14 protein-coding genes and 1 riboswitch are annotated in these 14,862 nt (G+C 61.5%); of the genes, 7 read left to right on the plus strand and 7 right to left on the minus strand.

Annotated features, from left to right (window positions below):
- Nucleotides 1-167: 167 nt before the first annotated feature.
- The 7 genes from fdhF to soxR form a co-directional block, all read right to left on the minus strand.
- Entirely contained in the window at nucleotides 168-3,047 is a 2,880-nt protein-coding gene (fdhF, locus tag AC1ECN_RS03675; protein WP_130701868.1) for a formate dehydrogenase subunit alpha, read from the minus strand.
- Nucleotides 3,048-3,104: 57 nt separating this feature from the next.
- Nucleotides 3,105-4,661 carry a formate dehydrogenase beta subunit gene (locus tag AC1ECN_RS03680; protein ID WP_130725907.1) on the minus strand — a complete coding sequence of 519 codons (1,557 nt, stop codon included), beginning with the start codon at nucleotides 4,659-4,661 and terminating at the stop codon, nucleotides 3,105-3,107.
- The gene (locus AC1ECN_RS03685) at nucleotides 4,658-5,137 is read right to left on the minus strand and encodes a formate dehydrogenase subunit gamma (RefSeq protein WP_024323361.1); all 480 of its coding nucleotides are present in this window, start codon (nucleotides 5,135-5,137) and stop codon (nucleotides 4,658-4,660) included. Before AC1ECN_RS03685 ends, AC1ECN_RS03680 begins: the two co-directional genes overlap by 4 nt.
- Nucleotides 5,138-5,272: 135 nt before the next feature.
- Nucleotides 5,273-6,166 (minus strand): LysR family transcriptional regulator, encoded by an 894-nt coding sequence (locus tag AC1ECN_RS03690; protein ID WP_018069027.1) that lies wholly within the window; start codon nucleotides 6,164-6,166, stop codon nucleotides 5,273-5,275.
- A 78-nt stretch (nucleotides 6,167-6,244) separates the two neighbouring features.
- Entirely contained in the window at nucleotides 6,245-6,586 is a 342-nt protein-coding gene (locus tag AC1ECN_RS03695; RefSeq protein ID WP_018069028.1) for an ArsR/SmtB family transcription factor, read from the minus strand.
- Nucleotides 6,587-6,689: 103 nt separating this feature from the next.
- The gene (locus tag AC1ECN_RS03700; protein ID WP_024323362.1) at nucleotides 6,690-7,460 is read right to left on the minus strand and encodes an SDR family NAD(P)-dependent oxidoreductase; all 771 of its coding nucleotides are present in this window, start codon (nucleotides 7,458-7,460) and stop codon (nucleotides 6,690-6,692) included.
- Between the two features lie 111 nt (nucleotides 7,461-7,571).
- Nucleotides 7,572-8,036 (minus strand): redox-sensitive transcriptional activator SoxR, encoded by a 465-nt coding sequence (soxR, locus tag AC1ECN_RS03705; RefSeq protein ID WP_024323363.1) that lies wholly within the window; start codon nucleotides 8,034-8,036, stop codon nucleotides 7,572-7,574.
- Nucleotides 8,037-8,119: 83 nt separating this feature from the next.
- Between soxR and AC1ECN_RS03710 the strand changes: the two genes are divergently transcribed.
- From AC1ECN_RS03710 to AC1ECN_RS03740, 7 genes are all read left to right on the plus strand, one after another.
- Nucleotides 8,120-8,734: an NADPH-dependent FMN reductase gene (locus AC1ECN_RS03710; protein WP_130673190.1), complete on the plus strand. Its 615-nt coding sequence runs from the start codon at nucleotides 8,120-8,122 to the stop codon at nucleotides 8,732-8,734.
- A 225-nt stretch (nucleotides 8,735-8,959) separates the two neighbouring features.
- Nucleotides 8,960-9,073, plus strand: a riboswitch (TPP riboswitch).
- A complete protein-coding gene (locus AC1ECN_RS03715) occupies nucleotides 9,064-9,696 on the plus strand; it encodes a YkoF family thiamine/hydroxymethylpyrimidine-binding protein (RefSeq protein ID WP_018069032.1) in 633 nt (210 codons plus the stop codon). It overlaps the preceding riboswitch by 10 nt.
- Nucleotides 9,697-9,783: 87 nt before the next feature.
- The gene (locus AC1ECN_RS03720) at nucleotides 9,784-10,590 is read left to right on the plus strand and encodes an ABC transporter permease (RefSeq protein ID WP_075225468.1); all 807 of its coding nucleotides are present in this window, start codon (nucleotides 9,784-9,786) and stop codon (nucleotides 10,588-10,590) included.
- Nucleotides 10,587-11,399: an ABC transporter ATP-binding protein gene (locus AC1ECN_RS03725; RefSeq protein ID WP_130673191.1), complete on the plus strand. Its 813-nt coding sequence runs from the start codon at nucleotides 10,587-10,589 to the stop codon at nucleotides 11,397-11,399. Before AC1ECN_RS03720 ends, AC1ECN_RS03725 begins: the two co-directional genes overlap by 4 nt.
- Before the next feature lie 68 nt (nucleotides 11,400-11,467).
- Nucleotides 11,468-12,478 carry an ABC transporter substrate-binding protein gene (locus AC1ECN_RS03730; RefSeq protein WP_130673192.1) on the plus strand — a complete coding sequence of 337 codons (1,011 nt, stop codon included), beginning with the start codon at nucleotides 11,468-11,470 and terminating at the stop codon, nucleotides 12,476-12,478.
- Nucleotides 12,479-12,659: 181 nt separating this feature from the next.
- On the plus strand, nucleotides 12,660-13,880 hold the full coding sequence (locus tag AC1ECN_RS03735) for an acyltransferase family protein (protein ID WP_130673193.1): 1,221 nt from the start codon (nucleotides 12,660-12,662) through the stop codon (nucleotides 13,878-13,880).
- 167 nt (nucleotides 13,881-14,047) lie between these two features.
- The gene (locus tag AC1ECN_RS03740; protein WP_018486450.1) at nucleotides 14,048-14,785 is read left to right on the plus strand and encodes a sugar transferase; all 738 of its coding nucleotides are present in this window, start codon (nucleotides 14,048-14,050) and stop codon (nucleotides 14,783-14,785) included.
- Nucleotides 14,786-14,862: the final 77 nt, after the last annotated feature.

Below are 14,862 nucleotides of genomic sequence, written 5' to 3' on the forward strand. Positions count from 1 at the left end.
CGACCCCGTTTGATGCCCGTCAGGGCAGATGAGGGGGTGAGCGACAATAGGAGCGAACGAACGAGCGAAAGCGAGGTCGCATTTGCCGAGCCGCCCCCTCATCCGCCCTCCGGGCACCTTCTCCCCGAGGGGAGAAGGGAAAGCCACACCAGACCGCCCCCACATCGTCACTCCGCCGCCTCGAGTTTACCGGCGATGCGGCGTGACTGACGCGCCTGCTCGTCATATTCCAGCTGCCATTCACTCGGCCCGTTGGAGGGCGAGACCTGCACCGCCGTCACCTTGTATTCCGGGCAGTTCGTCGCCCAGTCGGAGAAATCGGTGGTGATGACGTTCGCCTGCGTATTGGGATGATGGAAGGTCGTGTAGACGACACCCGGCGCGACGCGATCAGTGATCAGCGCCCTGAGCGTCGTGTCGCCGGAGCGGCTGCCGAGCTTCACCCAGTCGCCGTCGCGAACGCCGCGCTGCTCGGCATCGTGCGGATGGATTTCCAGCCGGTCTTCCGCATGCCAGACGACATTCTCGGTCCGCCGCGTCTGCGCCCCGACATTGTACTGGCTGAGGATGCGGCCGGTTGTCAGCAGCAGCGGGAAGCGCGGACCGGTACGCTCGTCGGTCGCCACATATTCGGTGCGGATGAACTTGCCCTTGCCGCGCACGAAGCCATTGACATGCATGATCGGCGAGCCGAGCGGGTTCTTCTCGTTACAGGGCCACTGCACCGAGCCCATTTTATCGAGATAGTCGTAGGAGACCATCGCGAAACTCGGCGTCGTCGCGGCGATCTCGTCCATGATCTCCGACGGATGGGTGTAATTCCAGTCGAGCCCCATCGCCTGGGCAAGCTTCTGCGTCACTTCCCAGTCGCCATAGCCGTTGCGCGGCGACATTACCTTGCGTACGCGGTTGATGCGGCGCTCGGCATTGGTGAAGGTGCCGTCCTTCTCGAGGAAGGTCGAGCCCGGCAGGAAGACATGGGCGTAATTGGCGGTCTCGTTGAGGAACAGATCCTGCACGACGACGCATTCCATCGCCGCAAGCCCGGCCGCGACATGTTTGGTATCGGGATCGGATTGCAGGATGTCTTCGCCCTGGATGTAGATGCCTTTGAAGGAGCCGTCGACTGCCGCATCCAGCATGTTCGGAATACGCAAGCCCGGCTCGTTGTTGAGCTTCACGCCCCAGAGCTTTTCGAAGATGTCACGTGTCGCATCGTCGGAAATGTGCCGGTAGCCCGGCAGTTCGTGCGGGAAGGAACCCATGTCGCAGGAGCCCTGCACATTGTTCTGGCCGCGCAGCGGGTTCACGCCGACGCCGGGACGGCCGATATTGCCGGTCGCCATCGCCAGGTTGGCGATCGCGATGACCGTGGTCGAGCCCTGGCTGTGTTCGGTGACGCCGAGGCCATAATAGATCGCACCGTTGCCACCCTTGGCATAGAGCCTTGCCGCGCCGCGCAGATCCGCGGCCGGCACGCCGGTGAAGATCTCGGTCTGCTCGGGACTGTGCTGCGGTTCGGCGACGAAGGCCGCCCAATCCTCGAACTCCGACCAGTCGCAGCGCTCGCGGATGAACGCCTCGTCAAAGAGGCCTTCGGTGACGATCACATGCGCCAGCGCCGTCATGATCGCGACATTGGTGCCGGGCTTCAGCGGCAGGTGATACGAGGCCTCGATATGCGGCGAGCGGACGATATCGGTGCGGCGCGGATCGATGACGATGAGCTTGGCGCCCTGGCGCAGCCGCTTCTTCAGCCGCGAGCCGAACACCGGATGCCCGTCGGTCGGATTGGCGCCGATGACGACGACGACATCCGAATGCTCGACGCTGTCGAAATCCTGCGTGCCCGCCGACGTGCCGAACGTCTGGCCAAGACCGTAGCCGGTCGGCGAATGGCAGACGCGGGCGCAGGTATCGACATTGTTGTTGCCGAAGCCGGCGCGGATCAGCTTCTGCACCAGATACGTTTCCTCATTGGTGCAGCGCGACGAGGTGATGCCGCCAATCGCCTCGCGGCCGTATTGATACTGGATGCGGCGGAACTCCAGCGCCACATGCGCGAAGGCTTCGTCCCAGCTCACTTCCCGCCAGGGATCGCTGACCTTTTCGCGGATCATCGGATTGAGGATGCGGTCCTTGTGGGTGGAATAGCCATAGGCGAAGCGGCCCTTGACGCAGGAATGGCCGCGATTGGCCTGACCGTCCTTCCACGGCACCATGCGCACCAGTTCCTCGCCGCGCATCTCCGCCTTGAAAGAACAGCCGACGCCGCAATAGGCGCAAGTCGTCACGGCCGAATGCTCCGGCTGGCCGATCTGGATCACCGATTTCTCCGTCAGCGTCGCCGTCGGGCAGGCCTGGACGCAGGCGCCGCACGAGACGCATTCGGAATCGATGAAATGCTCGTGCATGCCGGGCGAAACGCGTGAGCCGAAGCCGCGGCCCTCGATCGTCAGCGCGAAGGTGCCCTGCACTTCCTCGCAGGCGCGCACGCAGCGCGAACAGACGATGCACTTTGAGGGATCATAGGTGAAATAAGGATTGGATTCGTCCTTCGGCATCCATTTCAGATTGATATCGCCATTGCTGCGCGCCTTGACGTGATTGTCGCCCTCATAGCCGTAGCGAACATCGCGCAGGCCAACGGCGCCTGCCATGTCCTGCAACTCGCAATCGCCGTTGGCCGCGCAGGTGAGACAGTCGAGCGGATGGTCGGAAATATAGAGTTCCATCACGCCGCGGCGGATATCCTTCAGCCGCCCCGTCTGCGTGTGCACCACCATGTTTGCCGCCACCGGCGTCGTGCACGAAGAGGGCGTGCCGTTGCGACCCTCGATCTCGACGAGGCAGAGCCGGCAGGAGCCGAAAGCGTCGACCATATCGGTGGCGCAGAGCTTCGGCACCTTGATGCCGGCCTCCATCGAGGCGCGCATGATCGACGTGCCCTCCGGCACGCTGATCTGCTGTCCGTCGATGGTGAGCCTCACCATGGCCTCGGATTTCGAAGCAGGAGTGCCATAGTCGATTTCATGGATGAGAGACATGATGGGTCTCCTTGCTTGAAATGGTGCGGTCAGCGCAGGCGTTCCATGAAAAACTTGTCATTCCGCCGCCTCCACCAGAGGTGCCGGCGAAAAATCCTCCGGAAAATGCGTCATGGCGCTCATCACGGGATAGGGCGTGAAACCACCCAGCGCACAGAGCGAACCGAACTTCATCGTGTTGCAGAGATCGGCAAGCAGCACCCGGTTCTTCTCCGGTTCGATGCCGTGAGCGATCTTGTCGGCCGTCTCCACGCCGCGCGTCGAGCCGATGCGGCAGGGCGTGCACTTGCCGCAGCTTTCGACGGCGCAGAATTCCATCGCGAAACGCGCCTGCTTCAGCATATCGGCCGTGTCGTCGAAGACGACGATGCCGGCATGGCCGATCAGTCCGTCCCTGGCGGCGAAGGATTCGTAATCGAATGGCGTATCGAACAGCGCCCGCGGGAAATAGGCGCCGAGCGGCCCGCCGACCTGCACGGCTTTGACCGGCCGTCCCGTCACTGTACCGCCACCGATCCTGTCGACGATATCTCCGAGCGAAAGACCAAAGGCCGTCTCAAAGAGGCCGCCATATCTAACATTGCCGGCAATCTGCAGCGGGATGGTGCCGCGTGAGCGGCCCATGCCGAAATCGCGGTAGAAGGCCGCACCCTTTTCCATGATGACCGGCACCGAAGCCAGTGAGATCACGTTGTTGATGACGGTCGGACAGTTAAACAGCCCCTTATGCGCCGGCAGCGGCGGCTTGGCACGCACGATGCCGCGCTTGCCTTCGAGGCTGTTGAGCAGCGCCGTCTCCTCGCCGCAGACATAGGCGCCGGCGCCGGTGCGCACTTCGATATCGAAGGCGCGGCCCGAGCCGAGCACCGATGGTCCGAGAATGCCGGCCTGGCGCGCGATGCCGACGGCCTCGGTCATGACAGCGATCGCATGCGGATATTCCGAGCGCGTATAGACGAAACCCTTCGTTGCCCCGGTCGCAAGCCCTGATATCGCCATGCCCTCGATCAACACGAAGGGATCGCCCTCCATGATCATCCGGTCGGCGAAGGTGCCGCTGTCGCCTTCATCGGCATTGCAGACGATATATTTGCGTTCACCGATTGCATCGAGAACGGTCTTCCACTTGATGCCCGTCGGGAAACCCGCGCCGCCGCGCCCGCGCAAGCCGGAGTCCGTGACTTCCTTGACCACGTCGGCTGAAGTCATCGAAATGGCGCGGCGTAGGCCGGCGAGGCCGCCGTGAGCCTCGTAATCGCCAAGCGAAAGCGGATCGATGACGCCGCAGCGGGCGAAGGTCAGGCGGGTTTGTTCCTTGAGGAACGGGAGGTCTTCAACCTCCCCGAGACAGAGCCGATGCTCGCCTCCATCAATCATCCCGGCATCGAACAGATCAGCCACGTCCTTTGACTTCACCGGTCCATAGCCGATGCGCTTGCCGGCAACCTCGACCTCGACCAGCGGCTCCAGCCAGAACATTCCGCGCGAGCCGTTGCGCACGATCTCGGCATCGAAGCCGCGGGCGGCGATCTCCTGGGCAATCGCCTTTGCCACTTTTTCGGCCCCGAGCGCCAGCGCTGCGGCATCGCGCGGAACATATATCCTGACCGTCATCGGCGTGCCTCCGCGACGAGTTCCGCCGCCGTCTGATCGTCGACCCGGCCATAGACCTCGCCGTCGAGCATCGCCGCCGGCGCACAGGCGCAGAGCCCGAGACAGTAGACCGGCTCCAGCGTCACGCCGCCATCGAGCGTCGTCTGATGAAAATCGATGCCGAGCAGTGTCTTGACGCGCTCGGCCAGCGCATCGCCGCCCATCGACTGACAGGCTTCGGCGCGACAGAGCTTCAGCACGTGCCGGCCGGCGGGATGATCGCGATAATCGTGATAGAAGGTCACCACGCCATGCACCTCGGCGCGGGAGAGGTTCAATTCCTCCGCGATGACGGGCATGGCTTCCTGCGGCACATAACCGAATTCCTGCTGAACCTCGTGCAGAATGGGAAGCAGCGGCCCTTCGAGAAAGCGAAGATCGGCGACGATGGCTCGGGTGCGCGCTGCAATATCGCCTTCGGCGATATGAATGGTCATAAGGCAGCCCTCCCGGCGGCTTGCTCGTTGCGAAATAGCGGGCCTCCCCCGGCCGAGTGCTATTCCGCAACCACCATCTCAGGGAAGCAGCCGGCGATCAATAAAGCTATCTCGTTGCTTGATAGTTTTTTTCTATCAAAGTTCTTCATCTTGCACGAGCACTCTCGCCTCGTGCAGCAAGGCCGAGACAAGCGGGGTGAAGGGCTCGCGATAAGGCGCAACAAGGCCGACCAGATGATGCGCCTCCGGCTCGACGATCGGGATCATGCGGATTTCCACTGGAAATCCGAAGGATTTTGCAACGTTGCGCGGCATGATGCTGGCCCAGCGCCCAGTCCTGACATGCGAGAACAACACGATCATCGAGTTGGATTCGAGCGTCGGATGCGCTGTGGCGCCCGCTTCCGTCAAGTGGCGGTTGATGATGCGGCGGTTTTGCATGTCGGCAGTCAATAGGCAAAGCCGAAGATCGCCGATCTCTCGCCAGGTCACGCTGTCGCGATCAGATAGCGGGCTGCCTGCAGCCGTGATCAGATTATAGCGCTCGGCATAGAGGGGGACAGTCGTGACGCGGCCGAGCGGCTCGTTTTCGAGATAGGTGATGCCGGCATCGATTTCGAGGTTTTCGAGCATGCTCAGCACCTGCAGCGAATTCCGCGAGACGATCGAGAAGGTCACGCCGGGATGCCGCTCCTGAAATGGCGTGGTGATGCGCGACAGCATGGCGAGGGCGGTCGGAATGGCGGCGAGGCGGATGTGGCCGGAAAGACCGCGGCGCGCGGCGCGCATCTCCTCGCGCATGGTGCGGGCATCGCCGACGATGCGTCGGGCCCATTCGAGCACGCGCTGCCCCTCAGGCGTCAGCCCCTGGAACCGCGAACCGCGCTGCACCAGCATGACGCCAAGCTGATCCTCGAGCTGCCGGATGGCAGCCGAAAGCGTTGGCTGCGAGATCCCGCACTCCTCCGCGGCGCGGCCAAAATGCTTTTCATTGGCAAGGGCGATGAAGAATTCCAGCTTGTCGATCATCCGGCCTCCCGATCCGGCATGACATCATCCGGGTCAGTTCATCTTTGACGCAGCAGCTGTGCTCCGCAAGGGCGGTCGCTAACTGTTTTCTGCAGCCGGAAAAAGATCGAACAGCGATTCGAGGAAGGCAAGCACGCTGACATTGCCGATGCTGTAATAGACCAGCCGGCCCTGACGGCGCGTATGGACCAGGCCTTCGAGCCTTAACCGCGCCAATTGCTGCGAGACCATTGCCTGCTGTATGCCGAGGATATTTTCGATTTCACTCACCGTCCGCTCCTCATTCGCCAGTATGCAGAGAATCAGAAGTCGGGTCTGGTGCGCTAGCGCTTTCAGCAGATCGCTCGCTTCGTGGGCTTTTCCAGCGAGTTTGTGCAATTCCTGGCCGGTCATCCCCGGCTCGGGTTTGGGCAACGGCATTCTGTATCTCGGAAGGGAGGCGATGAGGTAGATCAGCACAATAGCATATTCGCAAAAGCGAATTGGTCAAAAGTGATGAAATGCCAAAAAAGGTCCAAGCAAATCAGCAGATAAGCTGACCGCCGTTGATCTCGATCACCTGTCCGGTGATGTAGCCCGAGAGCGAGGGAGCCGCCAGGAACAGATAGGCGGGAGCGCAGTCCTCGGCCGTGCCGAGCCGCTGCAGGGGGATGGATTTTCTCGTCTGCTCAAGCTTTTCGCGGGAGGAATAGCGCTCATGGAATTCCGTCTCGATCGTTCCTGGCGACACGCAATTGACGCGGATTCCGTCCGGTGCAAGCTCGCGGGCAAGCGCCTTGGAATAGGTCGCAACGAAGGCTTTCGAGGCCGAATAAATCGAGGAACCGGGGCTGCCGCCGGTCAGCGCCGAAATCGAAACCGTGTTGACGATGGCAGCGCCTTCAGCCGCCTTTAATGCCGGCAGCAGCGCACGCGTCAGCGCCACCACCGATGTCTGGTTGAGCCGCACGACCGCCTCATATTCTGCGTCGGTGAGCGTAGCAGCGGGAAAACGGCCAAGCATGGTGCCGGCGTTGTTGACGAGTACATGCACCCTGTCGAAGAAGGCGAGAGCATCTTCAGCAAATTGGGCTGCCCCGCCGACTGCGGAGAAATCGGCGTGCAGCAGCAGCGCCCGTCTTTCGGATTCAGCCGTCAGCAGGAAATCCGGCAGGTCGCGTCCCGGCTTTCGCCCGGTATGGACGATCACCTTTGCGCCGCAGTCCAGGAACTGCCGGGCCACTTCAAGACCGATGCCGCGACCGGCGCCGGTCACCACCACATTGCGATTTTCGAATAGTCTGGGATGGAACACGAAGCCGTCCTCCTCGCGGACAGTGCCGCCGGTTGCGTCATTCGCCCTTAACATATGAGCGCGCCGACTGAAAGAAAGGCGCGCATCGATCTTTCCCGGAGAAGACCGGGGTTAGTTTTCGGTCTCCAGAAGCCGCGCGCCTGGCCCCTCCTTGCCAAGCCGGTCACAGGGATTGCGCAACGGACAGCTTTCGATCGACAGGCAGCCGCAGCCGATGCAGCCGGTCAGACGGTCGCGCAGCAGACTAAGCCGCCTGATTCGCGCGTCGAGATCATCCTTCCAGCGCGCCGACAGCGTCTGCCAGTCGGCGGCGGTCGGCGTGCGTCCCTGCGGCAAAGACTCGAACGCCGCCTGGATTTCCGAAAGCGGAATGCCGACACGCTGCGCCACCTTGATGATGCCGAGCCGGCGAAGCACATCGCGCCCATAGCGCCGCTGATTGCCGCGGGAGCGGATGCTCGAGATCAGCCCCTTGGTCTCGTAAAAATGCAGCGCCGAGACGGCCAGGCCGCTGCGCTCCGCCACTTCACCGACCGTCAGGAGCTTGCCGAGCGGCGCTGCAGGAATTGTATCCATCGCCTCTTGACCTCAATATTAGTTGAGGTTTTATAACCCTTGCTCCCGCAATCGTAAAGTCCAATCGCAATAAGGAGCGACGCATGCAAACACCCACCAGGCTGGCTGTCATCTATGGGAGCACGAGAGAGGGCCGCATCTGCGACCGGGTGGTCAAATGGCTGACGCAGGAGCTCGTCCGCTTCCCGCAATTTGATATCGACATCATCGACCCGCTCGATTTCGCGCTGCCGGTCAACCGTGACATGACGCACCCCGAAATCGACAGGCTCGCCGGGCGACTTGGCATGGCCGACGCCTTCATCATCGTCACGCCGGAATACAATCACAGCTTCACCGCCTCGTTGAAGTCGATCATCGATTTCTTCCTCGAGCCCTGGCAGGGCAAGCCGGTCGCCTTCGTTTCCTATGGCGGCATATCCGGCGGCCTGCGCGCCGTCGAACAGCTGCGGCTCGTCTTTGCCGAACTCCACGCCGTCACGATCCGCGATTCGGTGAGCTTTGCCGCACCTTGGAACCGCTTCGACCCGGACGGGCGGGTCGACAATCCCGCCGATGCACTGCGTTTGCTCGATCGGATGATGGCGAGGCTGGAATGGTGGACGCGGGCACTCGTCACTGCCCGCAGCGATCGTCCCTATGCCGGAATAGAGCGCCGCGCGTCTTTTAGACCCGCTAAGGACGCTCTATCACTTTGAATCCGCGCATAATCCTTTCCGAAAATCGATTCCGATTTTCGGGGTTATGCGCTAGCCGCCTGAGGCAGGAAGCTCCGGTTCCGTTCCCGGCAGGTACGGAACCATTGGGAACACCCGGGCAGGACCTCCGTCCGGGTGTTTTCCGTCACCTCAGCTTCATTCCGACCGCGCGGACGGGTTCGCAATTTTGCTGTTGCGGGGAGAAAACCCCGGTGATAGTTTCCGCGCAAATAACAGGGGAGCTCCGTATCGCCGGGGCTGAGATGTGAGGTGCAAACCTCTGGACCCTTCAAAGCTGATCTGGGTAATGCCAGCGGAGCGAGGTTCAGATGTTCTCAGGCGCACAAGTGTCACTCTATCCCATGTCCGGCAATTTCGTCGGCATCATTCTCGATGCCGTCAAGGCGCTCGATCCCTATCGCGACCGACTGCGCATCGAGACCGATGACATCTCCACACTGCTGGTCGGCCCGCCTGACATCCTCTTCGCCGCCATGCACGATCTTTTCGTCGCCGCCGCAAGGACCGGCGAGCATTGCGTGCTGTCCGCCGCCGTTTCACGCGGCTGCCCCGGCGAGCCCGACGACGCCATCTGCGGCGTCAACCCTTCCCCCGGCCAGGCGGAGCCGCTTGCCGAGCGCATAAGAGCCGCACTTGCCGCCGTTGACATCACCACCGAGAGCGGACAGCCGACCGCTGCGCAATTCTCGCTCTACGTCATGGGCACCGGTACCCATATGGACGAGATCTATGGCTGCATCGACTTCCTGAAGCGCTCCGGCACTTTCGACCGCGCCAAGAATTTCTGCACCAGGCTTTCTGGTGATGCCGGCGCGGTCTTCGCCACCATTCGTGAGGCCTTCTTTCGCTTCGGCGACCCCGAAGGGCATGTGACCCTCGACATCACGGTGTCGGCCAATACATCGCCGCACGTATTTTCAGACGCGCAAAGGACGCTGTAGCACCTTAAATTTGCTGCATAATTCCTTAAATCGATTCCGATTTAAGGAATTATGCAGCAGCCGACGAAAGCTTGAAATCGAACGCTGATGACACTGTCAAAACCATCGGATCCGCGCCTTGCCGCGCTCCGCGCCGCTCTCTACCGGGGCATACCCGCCTTGCTTGCCGGCTGCGTTTTTTTGGCGGCGTGGGAACTCTATGTCGATCTTTCCGGCATCAAACCATCCATCCTGCCGGCGCCTTCGCGCATCGTCGTCCAGGGCTGGCTGAACCGCGAGGCGCTGATCGCCAACACCTGGCCGACGCTCGGCGCGACACTCGGAGGTTTCGCCCTCTCGCTTGCCTTCGCCTTCGCCGCCTCGATCCTCATGGATTTCGTGCCCTTCATGCGCCGGGCATTGCTGCCGATCTTCATCACCAGCCAGACCCTGCCGCTGGTGGCGATCGCGCCCCTCGTCGTCCTCTGGTTCGGTTTCGGCCTGTTGCCGAAGATCCTGCTTGTGGCGCTCGTCACCTTCTTCCCACTGCTCGTCGCCTTGCTGCAGGGCTATGAATCGACCGACCGTGACATCACCGAATTGCTGAATTCGATGAAGGCGAGCCGCTGGCGCATTTTCCGCCTGGCACGGCTTCCCTCCTCGCTGCCCTATTTCTTCGCCGGTCTGCGGATCTCGATCACCTATGCCGTCGTCGGCGCGATCTTTGCCGAATATGCCGGCGCCGCCCGCGGCCTCGGCATCTATATCCTCAACGCAAAGAACAATTTCCGTCCAGATCTCGTGCTCGCCGCCGTCATCGTCAGCGCCGTGCTGACACTCTGCCTCTTCGGAGCGACACTGATGATCCAGCGCCTCATCATGCCCTGGCAACCATCCGGGGAGCGGCGCCGATGAACGGTGGAATGGTTGAATTGCGCAACATCTCGAAGTCCTTCGACGGCATGAAGGTGCTCGGCGATATTTCGCTCGCTGTCGCAAGCGGCGAGTTCGTCTCGATCGTCGGCCCGTCCGGCTCCGGAAAATCGACGGTCCTTAGATTGCTGACCCAGGCGCTTCGGCCCGATTCCGGTAGCATGCTTTTTAAAGGCGCGCCGCTGGAACAGGCGCCGCATTCCTTCGCCTTCATGCCGCAACGCGATGCGCTGATGCCCTGGCGCCGGATCATCGACAATGCGGCACTCGGCCTTGAGGTGCGCGGTATGAGCCGCCGCGCGGCCCGCGCCGCCGTCGCGCCTCTGTTCGAGCGCTTCGGCCTCGCCGGCTTCGAGCATCACTATCCCTCAGAACTATCAGGGGGCATGCGCCAGCGCGCCGCGCTGCTGCGCACCGTGGTCCAGACCCAGGACATGCTGCTGCTCGATGAGCCTTTCGGCGCGCTGGACGCGCTGACGCGCACGCAGATCCAGGAATGGCTGCAGGGCATGTGGACCGAACACCGTTGGACGGCGCTGCTGATCACCCATGATGTTCGCGAGGCCGTGTTCCTCTCCGACCGGATCTACGTGCTTTCGGCCCGTCCGGCGCGTATCATCCGCGAATTCCGCGTTCCCCTGCCCCGCCCGAGAAGCATTGCCGATCTCGGCTCGCCGGCGGCCCAGGCGATCGAAACCGAAATCCTGCAAACCCTGCTTCATCCGCTAGAACAGGATGATTTTAGGCCGATCGGCCTGAAATCTGAATCCTCTTCTAATTTAAAGAGTTAGAGCATGATGTCGTCCGAAAACCGCTCACACTTTTCGGCATCATGCTCTAGAGACCTGAGGAGGTCACCATGCTGCTTCTCACCCGTCGCCAGACGATCTTCGCCGCCATCGCGGCAAGCCTCGCCGGCCGCCCCGCCTTCGCCCAATCGGCGCCCGCAAAGGTCCGCATCGCGCTCGACTGGACGCCCAACACCAACCATATCGGCATCTATGTCGCCAAGGCGAAGGGCTTCTATGCCGATGCTGGCCTCGATGTCGAGATTCTTCCCTTCACCGATACCAGCGCCGGAACGCTGGTGTCCAACGGCGTTGCCGATTTCGGCATCAGCAGCGAGATCGAGACCCTCACGCAGCGCGCTGGCGGCGGTGATGTGAAGATGGTCTACGGCGTCGTCCAGACGGAAACCGCACGCCTGATCTTCAAGGGCGGACGCGACGACATCAAGAGCCCGAAAGACCTCGACGGCAAGACCTATGGCGGCTTTGGCGGCACCTGGGAGAGCGCGCTGATCTCCGCGATGATCCGCAATGATGGCGGCAAAGGCGACGTCAAGACCGTCACCCTCGGCACCTCTGCTTACGAGGCGCTGGACAATGGCTCGATCGATTTCACGCTGGAGATCTACACCTGGGAAGGCATCGCCGCCGAACTGGAAAAGCGGAAGATCGGCCGCTTCCACTATTCCGATTACGGCATTCCCGACGAGCAGACGACGGTCATCGTCTCCAGCGACGCCTATCTCTCCGCAAGTCGGGAACACGCCCGCGCCTTCATCCAGGCGACACGAAAGGGCTATGCCTACTCCGTCGACCATCCCGACGAAGCCTGCGACCTGCTGATCTCTGGAAGCAACGGCGCACTGATGAATACGGAACTGGTAAAGGCTTCTCAGAAAGCATTGATCGAGGGACACTTCCTAAAATCCGAGGCCGGTGTGATCGGTACACTCGACCCGGCAAAGGCCGGCGCCATCGGCGGCTTCCTTGTCGAAAACGGCATTCTGGTCGATGCCAATGGCGCCGCACTCAAGGAGAATCCAGACTTTTCCACCTATTATACCAACGAACTTCTCGACTGAGCCCACCCCCTGCCTTGCCCGTTGCGGCTTTCCGCTGCAAAATCCCAGATACGGATTCAGATCTTGGGCCGGATCGGCCTAAGATCTGAATCCGTATCTAAATCAAAGAAGTAGAGCATGATGTCCTCCGAAAACCGCTCACACTTTTCGGCATCATGCTCCGGGCAGGGCGGGGGACAAGATGCGACAACAGGAGAGACTGGCCGGAGCGGACTTTCTGCGCGCGACGGCCTGTCTGCTGGTGCTCGCCCACCACTTCGCGCTGCGGCTGGATATGCGCAGAATCCCCGACGAACTCGGACCGACCGCAAATATCCTCCGCTTCGGCAATTTCGGCGTCGCCATCTTCTTCGTGCTCAGCGGCTTTCTTCTTGCCCATCCCTTCTGGCGCGCGCTCGACGCCGGCGCCGACATGCCGAGCCTCCGGCACTACGCGATCCGCAGGGCGGCGCGCATCGCTCCGGGCTTCTGGTTCGCCGCCACCATCGGCTTCGCTCTCAGCCTGACGCTGCTTGACCTGCCGCTGACGCCGGAGCTTGTGCTCCGCTACGTCTCCGGGCTGCTGTTCATGAACCAGTGGCATTGGCGCACCTTGTTTCCTGTCGAAGCCGACGGGCCGCTCTGGTCCATTGCCTTCGAAGTCACCAGCTATGTGCTCCTGCCGATCTGCTTTCTCCTGCTGTTTCGTTTGCCAGTGCTGAGGCGGCGCCCATTGCCTACCCGCTTCGCCTGGCTTTGCGTCATCACAGCCGTGCTTCTCGCCCATGTGCTGATCCTGACCTTCTTTCCGCTCGACGACATCGGACGCGGCTGGCAGTACGGCCTGCAGGGCGGCGCGAAGGAGTGGATGCCGAGATATAATCCGATCGGCTTCTTTGCCGTCTTCGCGCTCGGCGCGCTTGCCGCCGGCGTCGAGGTCATGCTCCCAACAAGGCGCGCCTCCTGGTTCGATGTTATATCGCTCCTGGCCATCGCCGTTGCCGGCTACCGCCTCGTCATATCGCCCGGCGGCTCCGACGCGGCTTACGGCTGGCTCGAAATCCCCTATGGTTTTCCGGTCTTTCCGCTGGCGGTCGCAACGGCGCTCGTTTCGCTCAGCCATTCGCAACACCTGGGCAGGCTGTTCGACAACGCTCCTGTCCGCTACATCGCAAAGGTCTCCTTCGGCATCTATATCTGGCAGGAGATCATCCTGATATTGATCCAGAGACTCGACCCGGGCTCGTTTGGCTTTTCCTCGGAAAATGTCGTCACCGGCTGGCTGCAATCTTGCGGGCTGGCGGCGGCGCTCATCCTTCTGGTCGCAAGCCTCAGCTACTTCCTGCTGGAAAAGCCAGCGATCGATTTCGGCAACCGGCTGACGTCGCGCCAACCCAATCGGGCTACTCCTTTCAAAGTATAAATTTCCCGCAAGTGCAACTACAGGCGTTAAGGTTAACGCGAAATACTCCCATTTTTGGTGTCTTTAGGGTTATCAAATTCCTATTTATACCGATGACAAACGATACGTGACCCTGTATCTGTCTCACTGTTGTTCAGTACCGCATCTAAACTTGTGGACCTTGCGTAATGAATGCTTTTACTTCGAAGACGAATTCACGCTTCGATCCGTCTCAGCGTCAGGACAAAACCAAGATCCTGGTTATAGCGAACTCCAACATTCGCCAGCCGGAGAGCTTTTCCCCTGTCGAAAGAAAAATGGCGGTGCGGCTGGGTATGAAGCGGTTGATCGACATTGTCGCCTCAGTCAGCGCCCTGATGGTGCTGGCGCCGCTTTTTCTGGCAATCGCGCTTTTCATCAAGCTCGACGATGGCGGTCCGGTGTTTTTTCGCCAGATCCGCTGGGGGCTGAACGGCCGCAAGATCACGGTCTTCAAGTTCCGATCGATGCGTGCCGAAGCTTGTGATCCGAGCGGCGTTCAACAGACGGTCAAGGGCGACAACCGGGTGACCGGCATCGGCGCGGTGCTCCGCAAGACCAATATCGACGAGCTGCCGCAGCTTTTCAACGTCCTCAGGGGCGAGATGTCGCTGGTCGGCCCGCGCTGCCACGCCATCAACATGCGGGCAGCCGGCAAGCTCTACGAAGAACTGGTGCCGGACTACCATCAGCGCCACATCATGCGCCCCGGCATCACCGGTCTTGCGCAAACACGCGGTTGGCGGGGCCCGACGACGCGATCGCTGGAAGCCCGCGCTCGCATTGCCTGCGATATCTATTATGTCAGGAATTTCAGCCTGCTGCTCGACCTGAAGATACTGCTCCGGACGGTCGCCATGGAGCTGCGCGGCGGCACGGGCTTCTGAGAATGATCCGTCCTCACCGCCAGAGGTGGGCGGTCCTAAGGCGCTGCGCCTCTTAATTTCAGCTCGGCCGATAGCGC

The sequence above is a fragment of the Rhizobium sp. 01N447_2 genome, from assembly GCF_056399245.1.

Coding starts and splice junctions, on each gene's coding strand:
- AC1ECN_RS03680 (WP_130725907.1), bottom strand. CDS start 4,661: ATGACGGTCAGGATATATGTTCCGCGCGATGCCGCAGCGCTGGCGCTC.
- AC1ECN_RS03720 (WP_075225468.1), top strand. CDS start 9,784: ATGACACTGTCAAAACCATCGGATCCGCGCCTTGCCGCGCTCCGCGCC.
- AC1ECN_RS03735 (WP_130673193.1), top strand. CDS start 12,660: ATGCGACAACAGGAGAGACTGGCCGGAGCGGACTTTCTGCGCGCGACG.
- AC1ECN_RS03695 (WP_018069028.1), bottom strand. CDS start 6,586: ATGCCGTTGCCCAAACCCGAGCCGGGGATGACCGGCCAGGAATTGCAC.
- AC1ECN_RS03715 (WP_018069032.1), top strand. CDS start 9,064: ATGTTCTCAGGCGCACAAGTGTCACTCTATCCCATGTCCGGCAATTTC.
- AC1ECN_RS03725 (WP_130673191.1), top strand. CDS start 10,587: ATGAACGGTGGAATGGTTGAATTGCGCAACATCTCGAAGTCCTTCGAC.
- fdhF (WP_130701868.1), bottom strand. CDS start 3,047: ATGTCTCTCATCCATGAAATCGACTATGGCACTCCTGCTTCGAAATCC.
- AC1ECN_RS03730 (WP_130673192.1), top strand. CDS start 11,468: ATGCTGCTTCTCACCCGTCGCCAGACGATCTTCGCCGCCATCGCGGCA.
- AC1ECN_RS03740 (WP_018486450.1), top strand. CDS start 14,048: ATGAATGCTTTTACTTCGAAGACGAATTCACGCTTCGATCCGTCTCAG.
- soxR (WP_024323363.1), bottom strand. CDS start 8,036: ATGGATACAATTCCTGCAGCGCCGCTCGGCAAGCTCCTGACGGTCGGT.
- AC1ECN_RS03710 (WP_130673190.1), top strand. CDS start 8,120: ATGCAAACACCCACCAGGCTGGCTGTCATCTATGGGAGCACGAGAGAG.
- AC1ECN_RS03685 (WP_024323361.1), bottom strand. CDS start 5,137: ATGACCATTCATATCGCCGAAGGCGATATTGCAGCGCGCACCCGAGCC.
- AC1ECN_RS03690 (WP_018069027.1), bottom strand. CDS start 6,166: ATGATCGACAAGCTGGAATTCTTCATCGCCCTTGCCAATGAAAAGCAT.